The sequence below is a fragment of the Xanthomonas melonis genome, assembly GCF_020783655.1.
Lineage (GTDB): Bacteria > Pseudomonadota > Gammaproteobacteria > Xanthomonadales > Xanthomonadaceae > Xanthomonas > Xanthomonas melonis.
In genome coordinates, this window is record NZ_JAJGQH010000009.1 from 176,573 (window position 1) to 190,988 (window position 14,416).

17 protein-coding genes and 1 tRNA gene are annotated in these 14,416 nt (G+C 67.5%); 11 read left to right on the forward strand and 7 right to left on the reverse strand.

Annotation, left to right across the window (positions count from 1 at the left end; translation table 11 throughout):
• The first annotated feature begins 64 nt into the window (after positions 1–64).
• Both LL964_RS10925 and LL964_RS10930 read left to right on the forward strand, forming a co-directional pair.
• Positions 65–1,645: a DUF1800 domain-containing protein gene (locus LL964_RS10925; RefSeq protein WP_425478167.1), complete on the forward strand. Its 1,581-nt coding sequence runs from the start codon at positions 65–67 to the stop codon at positions 1,643–1,645.
• Between the two features lie 41 nt (positions 1,646–1,686).
• Positions 1,687–2,871, forward strand: a complete 1,185-nt coding sequence (locus tag LL964_RS10930) for a DUF1501 domain-containing protein (RefSeq protein ID WP_104587702.1) — start codon at positions 1,687–1,689, stop codon at positions 2,869–2,871.
• A gap of 22 nt (positions 2,872–2,893) precedes the next feature.
• On the opposite strand, the gene LL964_RS10935 is transcribed toward LL964_RS10930, so the two are convergent.
• Positions 2,894–3,649, reverse strand: coding sequence for a M90 family metallopeptidase (locus tag LL964_RS10935; RefSeq protein WP_104587701.1), 756 nt, complete (start codon positions 3,647–3,649; stop codon positions 2,894–2,896).
• Positions 3,650–3,657: 8 nt separating this feature from the next.
• Complete coding sequence (locus LL964_RS10940; RefSeq protein ID WP_104587700.1) at positions 3,658–3,969, reverse strand: hypothetical protein; 312 nt, start codon at positions 3,967–3,969, stop codon at positions 3,658–3,660.
• Positions 3,970–4,044: 75 nt separating this feature from the next.
• On the opposite strand from LL964_RS10940, the gene birA reads away from it, so the two are divergent.
• From birA to LL964_RS10960, 4 genes are all read left to right on the forward strand, one after another.
• Entirely contained in the window at positions 4,045–5,025 is a 981-nt protein-coding gene (gene birA / locus LL964_RS10945) for a bifunctional biotin--[acetyl-CoA-carboxylase] ligase/biotin operon repressor BirA (RefSeq protein ID WP_267190413.1), read from the forward strand.
• Positions 5,022–5,750: a type III pantothenate kinase gene (locus tag LL964_RS10950; protein WP_104587698.1), complete on the forward strand. Its 729-nt coding sequence runs from the start codon at positions 5,022–5,024 to the stop codon at positions 5,748–5,750. The genes birA and LL964_RS10950 overlap by 4 nt, the downstream gene beginning before the upstream one ends.
• A gap of 9 nt (positions 5,751–5,759) precedes the next feature.
• Complete coding sequence (locus LL964_RS10955; protein ID WP_104587697.1) at positions 5,760–6,596, forward strand: SPOR domain-containing protein; 837 nt, start codon at positions 5,760–5,762, stop codon at positions 6,594–6,596.
• A gap of 32 nt (positions 6,597–6,628) precedes the next feature.
• A tRNA-Thr gene (locus tag LL964_RS10960) sits at positions 6,629–6,704 on the forward strand.
• A 226-nt stretch (positions 6,705–6,930) separates the two neighbouring features.
• On the opposite strand, the gene tmk is transcribed toward LL964_RS10960, so the two are convergent.
• From tmk to LL964_RS10985, 5 genes are all read right to left on the reverse strand, one after another.
• Positions 6,931–7,611: a dTMP kinase gene (gene tmk, locus LL964_RS10965; protein ID WP_104587696.1), complete on the reverse strand. Its 681-nt coding sequence runs from the start codon at positions 7,609–7,611 to the stop codon at positions 6,931–6,933.
• 606 nt (positions 7,612–8,217) lie between these two features.
• Positions 8,218–8,757 (reverse strand): GTP-binding protein, encoded by a 540-nt coding sequence (locus LL964_RS10970; protein ID WP_104587695.1) that lies wholly within the window; start codon positions 8,755–8,757, stop codon positions 8,218–8,220.
• Complete coding sequence (locus tag LL964_RS10975; RefSeq protein WP_104587694.1) at positions 8,754–9,671, reverse strand: hypothetical protein; 918 nt, start codon at positions 9,669–9,671, stop codon at positions 8,754–8,756. Before LL964_RS10975 ends, LL964_RS10970 begins: the two co-directional genes overlap by 4 nt.
• A gap of 94 nt (positions 9,672–9,765) precedes the next feature.
• Positions 9,766–10,125 (reverse strand): roadblock/LC7 domain-containing protein, encoded by a 360-nt coding sequence (locus LL964_RS10980; RefSeq protein ID WP_104587693.1) that lies wholly within the window; start codon positions 10,123–10,125, stop codon positions 9,766–9,768.
• 67 nt (positions 10,126–10,192) lie between these two features.
• Positions 10,193–10,645 carry a roadblock/LC7 domain-containing protein gene (locus LL964_RS10985; protein WP_104587820.1) on the reverse strand — a complete coding sequence of 151 codons (453 nt, stop codon included), beginning with the start codon at positions 10,643–10,645 and terminating at the stop codon, positions 10,193–10,195.
• A 318-nt stretch (positions 10,646–10,963) separates the two neighbouring features.
• On the opposite strand from LL964_RS10985, the gene rocF reads away from it, so the two are divergent.
• The 5 genes from rocF to LL964_RS11010 all read left to right on the forward strand — a co-directional run bounded on the left by rocF (position 10,964) and on the right by LL964_RS11010 (position 14,240).
• Complete coding sequence (rocF, locus tag LL964_RS10990) at positions 10,964–11,887, forward strand: arginase (protein ID WP_104587692.1); 924 nt, start codon at positions 10,964–10,966, stop codon at positions 11,885–11,887.
• Between the two features lie 110 nt (positions 11,888–11,997).
• Positions 11,998–12,150, forward strand: coding sequence for an entericidin A/B family lipoprotein (locus tag LL964_RS10995; RefSeq protein WP_011348912.1), 153 nt, complete (start codon positions 11,998–12,000; stop codon positions 12,148–12,150).
• Between the two features lie 77 nt (positions 12,151–12,227).
• Positions 12,228–12,362, forward strand: a complete 135-nt coding sequence (locus LL964_RS11000; RefSeq protein ID WP_104587691.1) for an entericidin A/B family lipoprotein — start codon at positions 12,228–12,230, stop codon at positions 12,360–12,362.
• 225 nt (positions 12,363–12,587) lie between these two features.
• A complete protein-coding gene (locus tag LL964_RS11005) occupies positions 12,588–12,797 on the forward strand; it encodes a CsbD family protein (protein WP_104587690.1) in 210 nt (69 codons plus the stop codon).
• Positions 12,798–12,950: 153 nt separating this feature from the next.
• Complete coding sequence (locus LL964_RS11010; protein WP_167395350.1) at positions 12,951–14,240, forward strand: tryptophan--tRNA ligase; 1,290 nt, start codon at positions 12,951–12,953, stop codon at positions 14,238–14,240.
• The last annotated feature ends 176 nt before the right edge of the window (positions 14,241–14,416 follow it).

The window sequence follows — 14,416 nt, forward strand, 5'->3', positions numbered from 1 at the left end:
AACGCCTCGTGCGTTGGCTTGACCATACTTGTCCGATCTGCAGGCAGTTGCGATGGAGAACCGCATGTTCGAGTGCGTGGGACGGGCGCCTGGCACGGAGACGCGCTACGCAGTGATACGGCGCTGGAGCGCCGCATTGCTGCTTGCCGGCTGCGCAGGTGCAACGGTGGGCCGCGCCGCCGAAGCGCCGGTGACGGCAACGCAGACGCGCTGGCTGCAGCGTGCCACCTATGGCGTGGACGCCGAGAGCGCCAGCCAGCTGCAGCGCCTCGGTCGCGCGCGCTATGCCGCAGCGCTGCTGCAGCCCAGCGACGATGCGGTGTTACCGGAGCCGGTGCGTGCGCAATTGCAGCGTTTCGATGCGCTGCACACGCCGCTGGTCGCCTTGCTGACCCAGTACGAGGCCGACAAGCTGCGACTGCAGGCCATGCCCGACGGCGACGAGAAGACGGCTCTGCGCAAGGAGTGGCAGGCGCGTGGCGGACAGATGCTCAGCCAGGCCCGTCAGGCCCAGTTGCTGCGTGCGGTGTACGCGCCGGATCAGTTGCGTGAGCAGCTGGTGTGGTTCTGGCTCAATCACTTCAGCGTGTATGCCAACAAAGGGCGCGTGAAGTGGATGGCAGCCGACTTCATGGAGAACGCGATTCGTCCCAACGCCACCGGTCGGTTCGCCGATCTGGTGATGGCGACGCTGCAAAGCCCGGCGATGCTGGAGTATCTGGACAATGCCAAGAATGCCAAGGGCAAGGTCAACGAGAACTACGCGCGCGAACTGATGGAACTGCACACGCTCGGTGTGCACGGCGGCTACACGCAGCAGGACGTGCAGCAGCTGGCGCTGATACTCACCGGTGCCGGCCTGGTCCCGATCAAGGCAGACGGTGCGCCGCCATTGTCGGCGACCAGGCCCGGCCAGCCGGCGGTCGTGCGCAGGGGCTTGTTCGAATTCAATCCTGCCCGCCACCAGCCTGGTGACAAGCGCTTGCTCGGCCAGCGCGTCGCCGCAGGTGGGCTGGATGAGATCGAACAGGCGGTGCACCTGCTGGTGCGCCAGCCGGCGTGCGCGCGTTTCGTGTCGCAGCGCCTGGCGGAGTATTTCGTGAGCGATACGCCGCCGCCTGCCCTGGTCGCGCGCATGGCCGACAGTTTCCAGCGCAGCGACGGTGATATCGCCGCAGTGATGCAGGCCATGCTGGCCTCTGCTGAATTCGTCCAGGCGCAACCACGCAAGTTCAAGGATCCCAATCGTTTCGTGGTGTCGGCGATGCGGCTGGCCTACGACGGTCAGCCGGTGATCAATGCCGGCCCGATGGTCAGTTGGGTACAGCAACTGGGCGAGCCGCTGTTCGGACGCATCACCCCGGATGGATGGTCGCTGCAATCGCAGGCGTGGACCAGCTCGGGACAACTGGCACGCCGGTTCGAAGTGGCGCGCGCGCTGGGCAGTGGGCCCAAACAGCTGTTCAGACGCGACGGCGACACCACTACGCCACTGCCCCCACTGATGCAGATCGAGATGCGTGCGTCGTATCGCTGGTTGGCGCCATCGCTGTCGGCGGGCACGCGCCAGGCACTGCAGCAGGCGCGCTCGCCGGCGGAATGGAATGGCTTTCTATTGTCTTCTCCGGATTTCAATTACCGCTGATGCACCGCATGCGGTGCGGTCACCGTCGCAGGAGGACATCCATGCAACGTCGTCAATTTCTACTCGCCTCTGCCGCCGCTGCGAGCCTGCCCTGGGCCGGCCGTCTGTTCGCCGCACCACGCGACAGCGCCCGCTTGCTGGTGGTGTTCCTGCGCGGTGGCTACGACAGCAACAATCTGCTGGTCCCTTATGGCAGCGACTTCTATTACCAATCGCGGCCCACGCTGGCGATCGCGCGGCCGGATCCGGCCAACGCCAGCAGCGCCATCGCACTGGATGCGCAGTGGGGATTGAACCCGGTGATGCGCGAGGCCTTGCTGCCATTGTGGCAGCGCGGGCAGCTGGCCTTCGTGCCGTTTGCCGGCACCGACGACACCTCGCGTAGCCATTTCGAAACCCAGGACGACATCGAATCCGGCCAGGCCGGCAAACACCGCGACTACCGGTCCGGCTTCATGGCGCGGTTGTCGGGCGTGCTCAGCGCGGTGCCGGCGATCGCCTTCACCGATTCGCTGCCACTGACCTTCCAGGGCGGCGGCGATCTGCCCAATGTTTCGTTGCGGGGAATCGGCAAGGGCGGGCTGGATGCGCGGCAGGCGCAGATCCTGGCGCAGATGTACGAGGCCACACCGTTGGCCGCCGCCGCGCGCGACGGCCTGGCCTTGCGTCAGCAGGTCACCGCGCAGCTGCGCGAGGAGATGGAGCAGGCCGGCCGTGGCGCCGCCAGCGCGCGGACATTTGCCGATGAAACCCGACGCATGGCGAGTCTGATGCGCGAGCGTTATCGCCTGGGATTCGTCGATGTCGGCGGTTGGGATACGCATGCCAACCAGGGCAGCGTGACGGGCGGGCTGGCCAACAACCTGCGCAACCTCAGCGAGGGACTGGCGGCATACGCCGACGCCCTGGGGCCGGCCTGGAACGAGACCGTGGTGGTCGTCATTTCCGAGTTCGGCCGCACCTTCCGCGAGAACGGCAGCAAGGGCACCGACCATGGCCACGGCACCGCGTACTGGGTGTTGGGCGGTCGCGTGCGCGGCGGTCGCATCGCCGGCGAGCAGGTCGCGGTCGAACAGGCGCAGCTGCTGCAGAACCGCGACTATCCGGTGCTGACCAACTACCGCAGCCTGTTCGGTGGCGTGCTGCAGCGGCTGTGGGGGCTGTCGCCGGCGCAGCTGGAGCGCGTGTTTCCGGGGGCCGCGCCGCGGGATCTTGGCTTGGTGTAAACGATGTAATCGCGCGGCGATCTCACATCGATGGGCGCGAGGCGAACGGCGATGGTCCGTACAGCCGCACCAGATGCGCGGCCACAGCCGGCATCACCCGTTGCAGGACCTGCGGTGCGGAGAAGTGATACTCGCTGACCACTGCGAAGAATTCCTCCGGCGCTTCGGCGGCGTAAGGGTCGATCTCGGTCTCTTCGCCGGCATCCACGCAACGGCAGAACGCATCGTAGGCGTGCTGGAAGTCGCGTGCCCAATGGCGCTGTGCCTCGCGCGGCAGTGGTGGTGTGCCGTCGAGTGCACCATCCAGGGCATCGAGCTTGTGCGCCATCTCATGCACGATCACATTGAAGCCGGCATGCGGATCGCGCAGATCGGCCTGCACATCAGCCCAGCTGACGATCAGTGGACCTTGTTCCCAGGCCTCGCCGATCAATGTGTCGTCCCAGGCGTGCATGACCCCGGCCGCATCCACGTGGGTGCGCTGCACGCGGAAGGCGTGCGGATAGACGATCAGCTGCGACCAGCCGCGCCAACCGGCCGCGCCGATGTCCAGCAAGGGCAGGCAACAGGTGGCCGCCAGCAACACGTCATCCTGCGGTTGCAGTTGCAGCCCATCGACCGGCGAAATGGTCTTCTGGTGCAGGAACTGCGCGGTCAGCGCGCGCAGGCGCTGTTGACGCTCAGGATCCAGCGCGGCAACCCAGGGGCAGCCGGCGCAGACCGGCTGCCAGGCTGCATCCGGAATCTCGCGAGGCTGCCGGCGTAGCCAGCGCGTCAACCACTGGATCAGCGGAACATGCCCGGCAGAAAGCTATGCCAGTGCGGCATCATGCGCACGCGCGGGAACAGCCCGTCGGCATCGCCGCCGCCGCCGTTGGATGGCGCAGGCTTGTGCGGCTGGGGGCGTGCCGGAGTGGCCGGCTCGCCGCGCGGTGTACTGCCGCGGGCGGCCGAGTTGGCGCTGACGCAGGTGTCGTGATCGCCGTCGGCCAGCTGGTCCGATGCCAGTGCGGCAAGCGGAGCCAACGACAGCAGCAGGCAAACCGTGAGTCGGCGCATCGTCCACATCCAGGGCAAGCGGCGTGAGTCGCCGATCATAACGCGGTTTTCACTTGCGCACGCAAGCCGCGCTGGGCGGCCGGGAGGGCTTGGCGCATACTTCCGAGCATCGATTTGGGAACCGTTGCCGTGGACGACCGCGCGTTGCTGGCCAAACTTGCGAGCGGCCGGCAGTCCGGCGATGCGCTGGCGCGCGATGCCGGGATGACACGTGCTGCGGTGTGGAAGCGCATCCAGAACCTGCGCGCGGCCGGCGTGGACATCGACGGTCAGCCCGGTGACGGCTATCGCCTGACTGCGCCGCTGGACCTGCTGGATGCCGGGCGCATCCGCGCCGCCATGGCCGCCGAGGCGCTGGCACAGCTTGCGTCGCTGGAGGTGGCCTGGAGCCTGGAATCGACCAATACCACCTTGCTGGCGCGTCCGGCGCCCGCGCAGGGCGTGGAGGTCCTGCTGGCCGAGCGCCAGACCGGCGGGCGCGGCCGTCGCGGCCGCCAGTGGGCCTCGCCATTGGGCGCGCATCTGTATCTGTCGGTCTCGCGCAGCTTCGGTGGTGGGCTGGGGCAGCTGGCCGGGCTCAGCCTGGCAGTGGGCGTGGCGGTCGCCGAGGCCTTGCGTGGATGCGGGTTCGCGGAGGTCGGGCTGAAATGGCCCAATGATCTGCTGGCACGCGAGCGCAAGCTGGGCGGCCTGCTCATCGAAGGCGGTGGCGAGATGGCCGGCACCGCGCGCGCGGTGATCGGACTGGGATTGAACGTGCATATGCCGCCGGCGGCGGCCGCCATGATCGACCAGCCGTGGGTGGATCTGGATACCCTGGCCGGCCGCGCGGTGTCGCGCGATGCGGTGGTGGCGGCCGTGCTGTCTGCGCTGTTGCCGGCGCTGGAGCTGTTCGAGGCGCAGGGACTGGCGGCATTCCTGCCCCGCTATGCGGCCCTGGATGTCCTGCGGGGCCGTGCCGTGCAGGTGGAAGAGGCGGGCGTCCGCCATCACGGCACTGCGCTGGGCCTGGCGGCCGACGGCGCGCTGCAGGTGCAATCGGGAACGGCGATGCGCCTGTTCCACTCCGGAGAAGTCAGTGTGAGACCTGCATGAGCGAATGGTTGTTCGACCTGGGGAATTCGCGGTTCAAGTACGCGCCGCTGCGCGGCGATCGTGCCGGCGAGGTGCAGGCATGGGCGCATGGCGCCGAGGCGATGGATGCCGCCGCGCTGTCGGCGCTGCCATCCGGGCGCATCGCGCATGTGGCCAGCGTGGCGGCCCCGGTCCTGACCCAGCGCGTGCTGGGCTGCCTGCAGGAGCGTTTCGAGCAGGTGCGCATCGTCCGCACCGCAGCCGAATGCGCGGGTATCCGCATCGCCTATGCCGATCCGGGCCGGTTCGGAGTGGACCGTTTTCTGGCGCTGCTCGGCGCGCGCGGCGACGCGCCGGTGCTGGTGGCAGGGGTGGGCACCGCGCTGACCATCGACGTTCTCGACGCCGACGGGCGGCACCACGGCGGACGTATCGCTGCCTCGCCCACCACCATGCGCGAAGCGCTGCATGCGCGGGCGGTGCAGTTGCCGGCCAGCGGCGGCACGTATGTCGAGTTGGCCGACGCGACCGAGGATGCGCTGGTCTCCGGCTGCGACGGTGCGGCAGTGGCCTTGATCGAGCGCAGCCTGCAACACGCCCAGACCCACCTGGGCAAACCGGTGCGCTTGCTGCTGCACGGCGGCGGTGCACCGGCGTTGCTGCCATTGCTGCCCGGCGCCAGCCTGCGTGCTGCGCTGGTCCTGGATGGCCTGGCGATCTGGGCGACCGATTCGTCCTGCACGTAGAATCCGGGCATGTACGTCCGCGCGCTCATCGTGGTGCTGATCGTCCTCAATGCCGGGGTGGCCTTGTGGTGGGCGATGCAGCCGCCTCCGGCACCGCCGGCCGCGCCCGCGCAGCCGTCCGGTGTGGCGCGGCTGGAGATCGTGCCGCAATCGGCGCGCAGCGCGCCCGGCACAGGCGGGCAGCCGCGGGCGGGCGAGACGGGCGACGCTGCCGCCTCTGGCGCGTCGGCCGAGGGCCAGGCCCCTGCCGCAGCGGCGGCCGCCACCGCCACCGCCGAAGATTCCTCCGCCACTGCCCGGGATGCCGCTCTGCCAGAGCGCGGGAGCAGCACCACCGGCGTGGCGGCCGCCGCCACGACACCTGAGACGGCAGTGCCGGTGCCGCCTGCGGCATCCGAACGCTGCGTCAGCCTCGGGTCGTACGCGACACGCGCCGACGCCGAGGCCGCACTGGCGCGGATCCGTGGCCAGGTCAGCCGCAGCAGCGTGCGCGAAGACACGGATGCAGGGGTGAGCACATTCCGGGTGATGTTGCCCAACGTCGGCGATCGCGAAGCGGCGCAGGCATTGGTCAAGCGCATCGCGGCGGCCGGCATCGGCGACTACTACGTGATCGCGCAAGGCGAGGACAACACCGTGGCTCTGGGGCAATACCAGAGCCGCGAGCGCGCCGAGCGGCGCCAGGCGAGCCTGGTGAGCGCGGGGTTTCCGGCACAGCTGGTACCCAGTGGTAACGGTCAGTCGCGCTGGTGGATCGATGTGCGCAGCACGGCGGCGGCCGCGGCGTTGCAGGGCACCGCCGGCGCAACGCGCCAGCGGTCGCTAGATTGCGCCGCGCTGCGCTAGAATGCGCACCGGCGCGCAACGCGCCTGCCTTCGCCGGCATAGCTCAGTTGGTAGAGCAACCGCCTTGTAAGCGGTAGGTCCCCAGTTCGAATCCGGGTGCCGGCACCATCCCGCAGATCGTCTCCCCCTTTCCGATGTGCTGGCTCTGTGCGGCGTGGCTGCGGCTGTCGCGTCGATGCGATCGTTCTGCAGGCAACGGCACCCCGCGCTGCGCGCAGGCACCGGCTTTGTCATTCCCGGCTGCCTTGTTTTCGTCGTCCGGACGAAAGAGGGCAGCGGCGGGGGATCTGCGCGCCGCCACCGTCGAAAGACTGATGGCTCCGGCAGGCTGGGCTCAGGCCGGCCGGCCGGCCGACAGCAGCTGCAGCGCGGCGCTGCCTGTCTCGGCGTTTGCATCGCTGCGCAGGCGCTCGGCGGCGGCGGCAACGACACTGGCCAGTGCCTGGCGCAGCACGCTGTCGGCGTCCGCGCTGGCATCCACCACATGCTTGCCCGGCAATTGCAGGGCGTTGAAGATCGCGCGGCAACGTTCCAGGTTGTCCTGGGTTTCGAAATGATTGGGCGCATCGCCGCGGGCACGGATGCGCGACAGCCCGGTGGACGGCGGCAGATCCAGCAGCAGCAGCAGGTCCGGACGCGGCGCGAAGGCGTTGCGCTCCAGCAGCTCGTCCAGCGGCAGGCCGGCGGCGCCCTGGTAGGCGACCATGGACGGAAAGTAACGGTCCAGTATCACGATGTCGCCACGTGCCAGCGCCGGGGCGATCAGGGTGTCCACGTGTTCGTGGCGATCGCGGATCAACAGCTCTGCTTCTTCGTCGGCGCTCAGGCGGCCGGTGGCGGCGGATTGGCGCAGTTGCGTGCCCCAGGGGCCATTGGTCGGCTCCTTGCTCAGCACTACGCGCGCGCCGGCCGTCTGCAAGGTGGTCGCCAGGCTGCGCGCCAGCGTGGTCTTGCCGGCGCCGTCGATGCCTTCGATCGCGATCAATAGCCCGCCGGGCTTCAGTTCGATTGTCATCGCGCTACTTTATCCGATCGCGACGGGGGATCCGCAGCGCGGCGATACCGCCTGACAGCGGCGAAGTGCGAACGGTGCCGGCGGACCTGCGTCCGGCAGGTGGGCGGGGCTCTGTCAGCGGCCATCGCCGGATCGGCGAGGTACCACGTCCATTGCGCCGCAGGGACTGCACGACAGTCGCTATCCAACCGCGGCCGCGGTGCCGATGACGCACCGTCCAGTCACGCCGCCGCTGTCGCCGATGCCGTCACAGGGATGTTCTGCGTGCTGTCAGGAATGTCCCGATGTCAACGCTCCTGTCTGCTGGTCATACTGAACAAGTCAGACGCAGCGCACATTCGTAATACGAGTGAGTCGTGTTTCTGACGGCAAGGAAGATGGACGCGTCGCCGCCACCCTAGAGGCGGCATCCCCCGCGTGACGCCCGACAAGGCACGTCGTGACCGGATTCCTTGTTTTCATCGCCGCATCGTCGCGGCGTCACCGTGACTGCATTGCCGCTGGGCAGTTGCCGCCTGTTTCGGGCATGGCGTCTGTCGTCAGCCTTGCGATTTCGTGTGTCGCTGACAGTCGGTCGCGCTCCGTCCGGACGCACTGCCGCCCGGCTCAGGTCGCAGAGGTATAGCGATAGGACAGCAGCGATTTCACCAGGAAGGTGATCTGGGTCGCCGAGCGCGCGTCCACGCGCATGACCGGAATGCGGAAGCCTTCGGCCACCAATGCGTCGCGGAATGGCGGCAGCAGGAAGTGTTCGACCTCGTCGGTCATGGTGATGCCCACCGCCAGACTGGCGCCGGGGGCGATCTGGGTGAATTCGCGTAGCAATGCCAGCGTGGCGTCGCGCATCTGCGGGTCGCGTGCACTGGCCAGCACGATCACACCCAAGGCGCCGTCGCACACCAGCGGCCACATGAAGTCCAGATACTTCTGCCCGGGAACGCCGTAGACATGCAGCAGTTCGCCGTCTTCCAACTCGATCGAGCTGTAGTCCAGTGCCACCGTCGTATAGGTCTTGTCGCCGTAGGCCTCCTGGCTGAGCGGCATCTCGGTGCTGACCGGCTCCACGTCGGAGATGGCGCGCACCGCGGTGGTCTTGCCGGCGCCCATGCCGCCCACGAACACCAGTTTGTTGGCTGGAAGACTCATGACTGCGCCTGGAAGAGGGAGAGGCCGAAGCGGCGTGCAACCCAGGAGAAGAAACGCGCGTTACCCTTGTCCGGGCGGGGCGGTGGTGCAGGCACGGGAATCTGAGCGGTTTGGGCGAGACCGCTGGCGAAGGCGGCGGCGAACAGGCATTCCACCGTTTGCAGCGGGAGCTTGCAAGCGGTGGCCAGCGCCTGCGGGCGCCATGGCCTGGCATGCAGGTGGGCGATGGCAAGCAGCTGCGCCGGCGAGCTGGTGTCGGCGCTCAGCTCCGGCCATTGCCGCAGTTGCACCGCGTGGCTGGGCTCCACCGCCGGCAGCGCGGGACGCAGCTGCTCGGGCAGGGCGAAATACAACGCTTCGAAGGAGATGCGCTGCGTCAGGCTGGGATCGAAGGCACCGGCCACCACCTGCCAGCCGGGACGATCCAGCGCGGCTACCAACGTAGACAAGCGGACGCCGGCCGGCAGCTGCACGCAGCCATTGGCCGGGTCCACCGCCACCTGCAGGTCTGCTTGCCGCAGCAGGACCGGTGCCGCGCCGAACTCGCCGCGGCAATACCGGATCAAGAGTGCCGGCTCGGCGACGTGCGCGATGTGCGGCGAGGACAGCAGCAGGCGCACCTGCTCGTTGAGTTCGCGCACGGTGGCGCCGTGCCTGAGCCACGCCCCGGCAATCGGCGTGCGCGAAACCACCAACACCCGCACTGGCTGGCCTTGCAGGGCCTGCCACGCAGCCAGACCCTCGGCGGTTTCCAGGCCCAGCACCACCACGTCGGCGGCATGCTGCGGCCACTCGCCCAGCTGCACGTCGATGCGTTCGGCAAGCAGCAGCGAACACGCCAGTTTCAGGCGCGTGGTGTGCAGCAGGTCCAGGCCTGCCGTGGCGACCCGCATGGCGTGGATGGGTGTGGTCATGGAATGGCGCCGTCGTGGCGCATGGGGATTGAAGCGCCTGCCGGTGCGCGCCGGCAGGCAGGACGGGCGCGGCGGTCGCACCGCCGTGCCGGCATCAACCGAAATCCAGCGTTTTCTCGAAGGCCTTCAATTCATGACGCGCCATCGCCAGGTTGGCCTTGGCACGGTCGAGCACCACGTACAGGAACAAGGTGCCGTTGCTTTCGAGCGGACGCAGCAGGTGGTACTGGCGCGCCAGGGTGATCAGGATGTCTTCGATGGTGTCGTTCAGCCCGAGCTGCTCGGCGATCCGGCGCTTGGCACGCACCACTTCGGTATTGCCGGCCGCGGCCAGCTCGAGGTTGAGGTCGCTGCCGCCGGTCATGCCCAGCGCCATGCCGCTGTCGCTGTCGACCAGGGCGGCGCCAACGAAGCCGGCGAGCGAATGCAGATGTTCCAGATTGAGTTTCGACATTGGTAGTCCCCTTGCAAACGTTGAGAAAATCGGTGCGCTGACGCAAGCACGAACGGTGCCAGGCACGTCAGCCTGCAGGCTGCGCCAGCGCAGTGGCCAGCCGCCCGGCGCAGTCGCGCGCGTTGAACAGCAGGGCGGCGGCGTTGATGTCGCTGCCGCCCACGGCGGTCAGCGTCAATGGTCTGTCGGCGCGAATGCGGATCAGCACCAACTGCCCGCCGCGCGTGCTGACGGTGGCGTAGTCGGCTTCGCTCAGGCCGGATTCGCGCGCCAGGGTCTCGCCCAGGGTCAGGAACGAATTGGCCATTGCGGCCAGGCGGCGCCCGTCGGCCTCCAGGCTGGACTGTTCGGCGATGGCGCGCCCGTCGGCGGTAGACAGCATCAGCAGGCGGATGCCGCGCTCGCGCTCGATGGTCTGTGCGAATTCGCGCCCGATACGCTGCAGATCGTAGTGATGCGACGCCCGCGCGACGTCGCCCACGGCAGCCTTGACGACCTGGTTGACGGCGTTATGCGGCATGAAGATCCCCTGTTGCTGATGGCCCGAGCGCGTGCGTGATGCGTTGGTCTGCGCTGGCGGGCGCACCATACCATCCAGGTATTAGCAAGCAGTCACACCAGCCTCAGGTGCTTAACTGGGCGGTCAGACAAGCAGAATCCGCAAAGTCCGACGCGCCAGCCGACCCGGCACGACACAGTAACGGCGCGTCGCGGCAGATCTGAACCCAGGGCATGCCGGTGCGGGACGGCGGTAGGCACCACGCCGTGCTGCGCTGCCGCGCGTCAGCGCACGGGGCGGACACTAGACTGCACGGCTTTCTCTCCGCTGGAGCAATGCATGGCAATGCAGTACGTGCCGGTTTCACTGATTGGCGTCCCCACCGACATCGGCGCCGGACATCGCGGCGCCCGGATGGGGCCCGAAGCGCTGCGCATCGCCGGGCTGCAGGAGGCCTTGATCGGCCGCGGGGTGGACGTGCGCGATCTGGGCAATCTGGACGGACCACGCAACCCCTGGCAGCTGCCGCAGGCCGGCTACCGGCATCTGGACGAAGTGGTGGCCTGGAACCAGGCCTTGATGGATGCCAGCTATGCCGAGCTGCGTGCCGGCCGCATGCCGATCATGCTGGGAGGCGATCACTGCCTGGGCATCGGCTCGATCACCGCGGTGGCCAGGCATTGTCGCGAGCAGGGTCGCCCGCTGCGGGTGCTGTGGCTGGATGCGCACTCGGACTTCAACACCAGCGAGGTGACGCCGTCGGGGAATGTGCATGGCATGCCGGTGGCCTGCCTGTGTGGCCTGGGCCCGCAGGCCTTGACCCACCTGGGCGGCAGCGCGCCGGCATTGCTGCCCGAGCAGGTGCGGCAGATCGGCATCCGCTCGGTGGACCCGGAAGAGAAGCGGCTGATCAAGCAGCACCGCATCGACGTCTACGATATGCGCTACATCGACGAGGCCGGGATGAAGCGCACGATGGAGGCCGCGCTGCAGGGCATGAGCGACGATACCCACCTGCACGTGAGTTTCGATGTGGATTTCCTCGATCCCAGCATCGCCCCCGGCGTGGGCACCACCGTGCCGGGTGGCCCCAATTATCGCGAGGCGCAGCTGGTGATGGAGATGATCGCCGATACGGGCCGCATGGGATCGCTGGATATCGTCGAACTCAATCCGGTGCTGGACAACCGCAACGCCACCGCCGAACTGGCGGTAGATCTGGTGGAGAGCCTGTTCGGCAAATCGACCCTGATGCGAGATTGATTCATCGCTGAACGCGGCGCGTTGCCGTTCACATCAAATCCACGGGCGCGCAGTCAGATTTGGCGCCAAGCGAGGTGCCTTCGCACCAGGCGCAGACCGAGGAAGACCTGATGAAGCGACTGCTGACACTGATGGTGCTGGGCCTGTTTTCGGCCGGCGTGATGACGGGCTGCAATACCGTGGCCGGTGCCGGCAAGGATATGCAGGGCGCAGGCGACAAGGTCGAGAAAACCGCTGAAAAATGCAGCGACGGAAAGTGCTGATTCGCCACCGCTGTGTGGTGGCTGTTCGATTTGACTGATCTGCGGCAACGCGCCGCTTACCCACGAAGGAGTTTGTTATGAAGCGTGCAATTGTGCTGCTGGTGCTGTCGGTGTTCTCGGTCGGCATGCTGTCGGGCTGCAACACCGTCGCAGGTGCGGGCAAGGACGTGCAGGGCGCTGGCGAGAAGGTCGAAGACGCCGCGCGTCGTTGATCCGCCCGCTGCAGCGGTGTAACGAAAACGGGCCGAAAGGCCCGTTTTTGTTTTTTGCGGCACTGGCGCTCTGGGAGCGCGCCAGCCGGCGGCGACAGGCATCTCCATGATGGCATTCGTTCATCGCGGTGAGCGAAGGCTCGACATCTTTTGATCAACGCGCAACGCCTCGCGCCGCATGCTGATCCCACGGTCAATCGCGACCGCACGCAGCGGAGAACCGCAATGAACAAAGACATCATTTCCGGCAAGTGGACGCAGCTCAAGGGCCAGATGCAGGCCAAATGGGGCGACCTCACCGACGATGACTTCAAGGTTGCCGAGGGCAATGCCGAATACCTACAGGGCAAGTTGCAGGAGCGCTACGGCTGGGACCGCGACCGTGCCCAGACCGAGGTGCGCGCCTTCGAACAATCGCTGCGCGACGACCGCTGAAGTCGTCCCCTCGCTCGCCGTCAGGCCGAGCCGAGTTCAGGTGAGACGGGCCGCATTGCGGCCCGTCCTTGTTTTGGCCGGCAGCAGGCGTGGCGGCGGGTGGCACGCCGCGAAACCGTTAAACTAGTGAGCTGATTCCCTGGCTCCTTGCAGATGACCACTCGCGTTCTCACCGGTATCACCACCTCCGGCACGCCGCACCTGGGCAACTACGTCGGTGCGATCCGCCCGGCGATCCAGGCCAGTGCCGCCGCCGACGCGGAAAGCTTCTACTTTCTGGCCGATCTGCACAGCCTGATCAAGGCGCAGGACCCGGCGCGCACCCAGCGCTCGACCCTGGAAATCGCAGCGAGCTGGCTGGCGTGCGGACTGGATCCGGACAAAGTGTGGTTCTATCGCCAGTCCGATGTGCCCGAGACCACCGAGTTGATGTGGCTGCTGACTTGCGTGGCGGGCAAGGGCATCCTCAACCGCGCCCATGCCTACAAGGCGGCAGTGGACAAGAACCGCGCCGACGGCGAAGACGAGGATGCCGGCGTGACGGCGGGCCTGTTCATGTATCCGGTGCTGATGGCGGCCGACATTCTGATCTTCAATGCGCACAAGGTGCCGGTGGGGCGCGATCAGATCCAGCACATCGAAATGGCGCGCGATTTCGCCCAGCGCTTCAATCATGTCTACGGCAGCGACTTCTTCACCTTGCCGGAAGCGGCGATCGACGAGCAGGTCTCCACCTTGCCGGGCCTGGATGGCCGCAAGATGAGCAAGAGCTACGGCAATACCATTGCGCTGTTCGCTCCGCGCGAGGAGTTGCGCAAGCTGGTGTTCTCCATCCTGACCGACTCGCGTGCGCCAGGAACGCCGAAGGACACCGAAGGGTCGGCGCTGTTTCAGCTGTACCAGGCCTTCGCGACGCCGCAGGAAACGGCGGCCTTTGCGCAGGCGTTTGCCCAGGGCATCGGCTGGGGTGATGCCAAGCAGCAGCTGTTCGAACGCATCGATCAGGAGATCGCGCCGCTACGCGCCCGTTACGAGGCGCTGATGGCCGAGCCGGCGGCGATCGAGGCGATCCTGCGCGCGGGTGGCGCGCGCCTGCGCGCACGCTATGCCACGCCGCTGCTGGCACGGCTGCGCGAGGCGGTGGGCTTGCGCGACCTGTCCAGCCAGGCAGGAACTGCCGCAGCGGAGACCGGCGAAAAACGCGCCTTGCCGGTGTTCAAGCAGTATCGCGAGCGCGATGGGCAGTTCTACTTCAAGTTGAACGATGGCAGCGGCGCACTGCTGCTGCAGAGCGATGGCTTCGCCTCGCCGCGTGAGGCAGGGCAGTTGATCGCACGGCTGAAGCAGGCCGAACAGTCGAGCGATCTGCAATTGCCGGGTGTGCATGCCCAGGCCGACGCCGACGTGATTCTCGCCGCCATGCAGGCGCTGCGCCAGGCCTGATCGTGCCTCGCCTGCACGAGGCAAGGCCTTGTCGAAGACGCATGCCGCGTGCATCGGGCGTGATGCGTCAGATCGGGTCCTGCACCCGCCTGGTGCTCGAACCAGTCGAATGATCCATCCTCGTCCGGCAGTGTAGGCGCAGCATGCGTTGCCGCAGCAGCGTCCACCTGCCTGAC

Coding starts and splice junctions, on each gene's coding strand:
- LL964_RS10925 (WP_425478167.1), top strand. CDS start 65: ATGTTCGAGTGCGTGGGACGGGCGCCTGGCACGGAGACGCGCTACGCA.
- LL964_RS10930 (WP_104587702.1), top strand. CDS start 1,687: ATGCAACGTCGTCAATTTCTACTCGCCTCTGCCGCCGCTGCGAGCCTG.
- LL964_RS10940 (WP_104587700.1), bottom strand. CDS start 3,969: ATGATCGGCGACTCACGCCGCTTGCCCTGGATGTGGACGATGCGCCGA.
- LL964_RS10950 (WP_104587698.1), top strand. CDS start 5,022: ATGAGCGAATGGTTGTTCGACCTGGGGAATTCGCGGTTCAAGTACGCG.
- LL964_RS10955 (WP_104587697.1), top strand. CDS start 5,760: ATGTACGTCCGCGCGCTCATCGTGGTGCTGATCGTCCTCAATGCCGGG.
- tmk (WP_104587696.1), bottom strand. CDS start 7,611: ATGACAATCGAACTGAAGCCCGGCGGGCTATTGATCGCGATCGAAGGC.
- LL964_RS10970 (WP_104587695.1), bottom strand. CDS start 8,757: ATGAGTCTTCCAGCCAACAAACTGGTGTTCGTGGGCGGCATGGGCGCC.
- LL964_RS10975 (WP_104587694.1), bottom strand. CDS start 9,671: ATGACCACACCCATCCACGCCATGCGGGTCGCCACGGCAGGCCTGGAC.
- LL964_RS10980 (WP_104587693.1), bottom strand. CDS start 10,125: ATGTCGAAACTCAATCTGGAACATCTGCATTCGCTCGCCGGCTTCGTT.
- LL964_RS10985 (WP_104587820.1), bottom strand. CDS start 10,645: ATGCCGCATAACGCCGTCAACCAGGTCGTCAAGGCTGCCGTGGGCGAC.
- rocF (WP_104587692.1), top strand. CDS start 10,964: ATGGCAATGCAGTACGTGCCGGTTTCACTGATTGGCGTCCCCACCGAC.
- LL964_RS10995 (WP_011348912.1), top strand. CDS start 11,998: ATGAAGCGACTGCTGACACTGATGGTGCTGGGCCTGTTTTCGGCCGGC.
- LL964_RS11000 (WP_104587691.1), top strand. CDS start 12,228: ATGAAGCGTGCAATTGTGCTGCTGGTGCTGTCGGTGTTCTCGGTCGGC.
- LL964_RS11005 (WP_104587690.1), top strand. CDS start 12,588: ATGAACAAAGACATCATTTCCGGCAAGTGGACGCAGCTCAAGGGCCAG.
- LL964_RS11010 (WP_167395350.1), top strand. CDS start 12,951: ATGACCACTCGCGTTCTCACCGGTATCACCACCTCCGGCACGCCGCAC.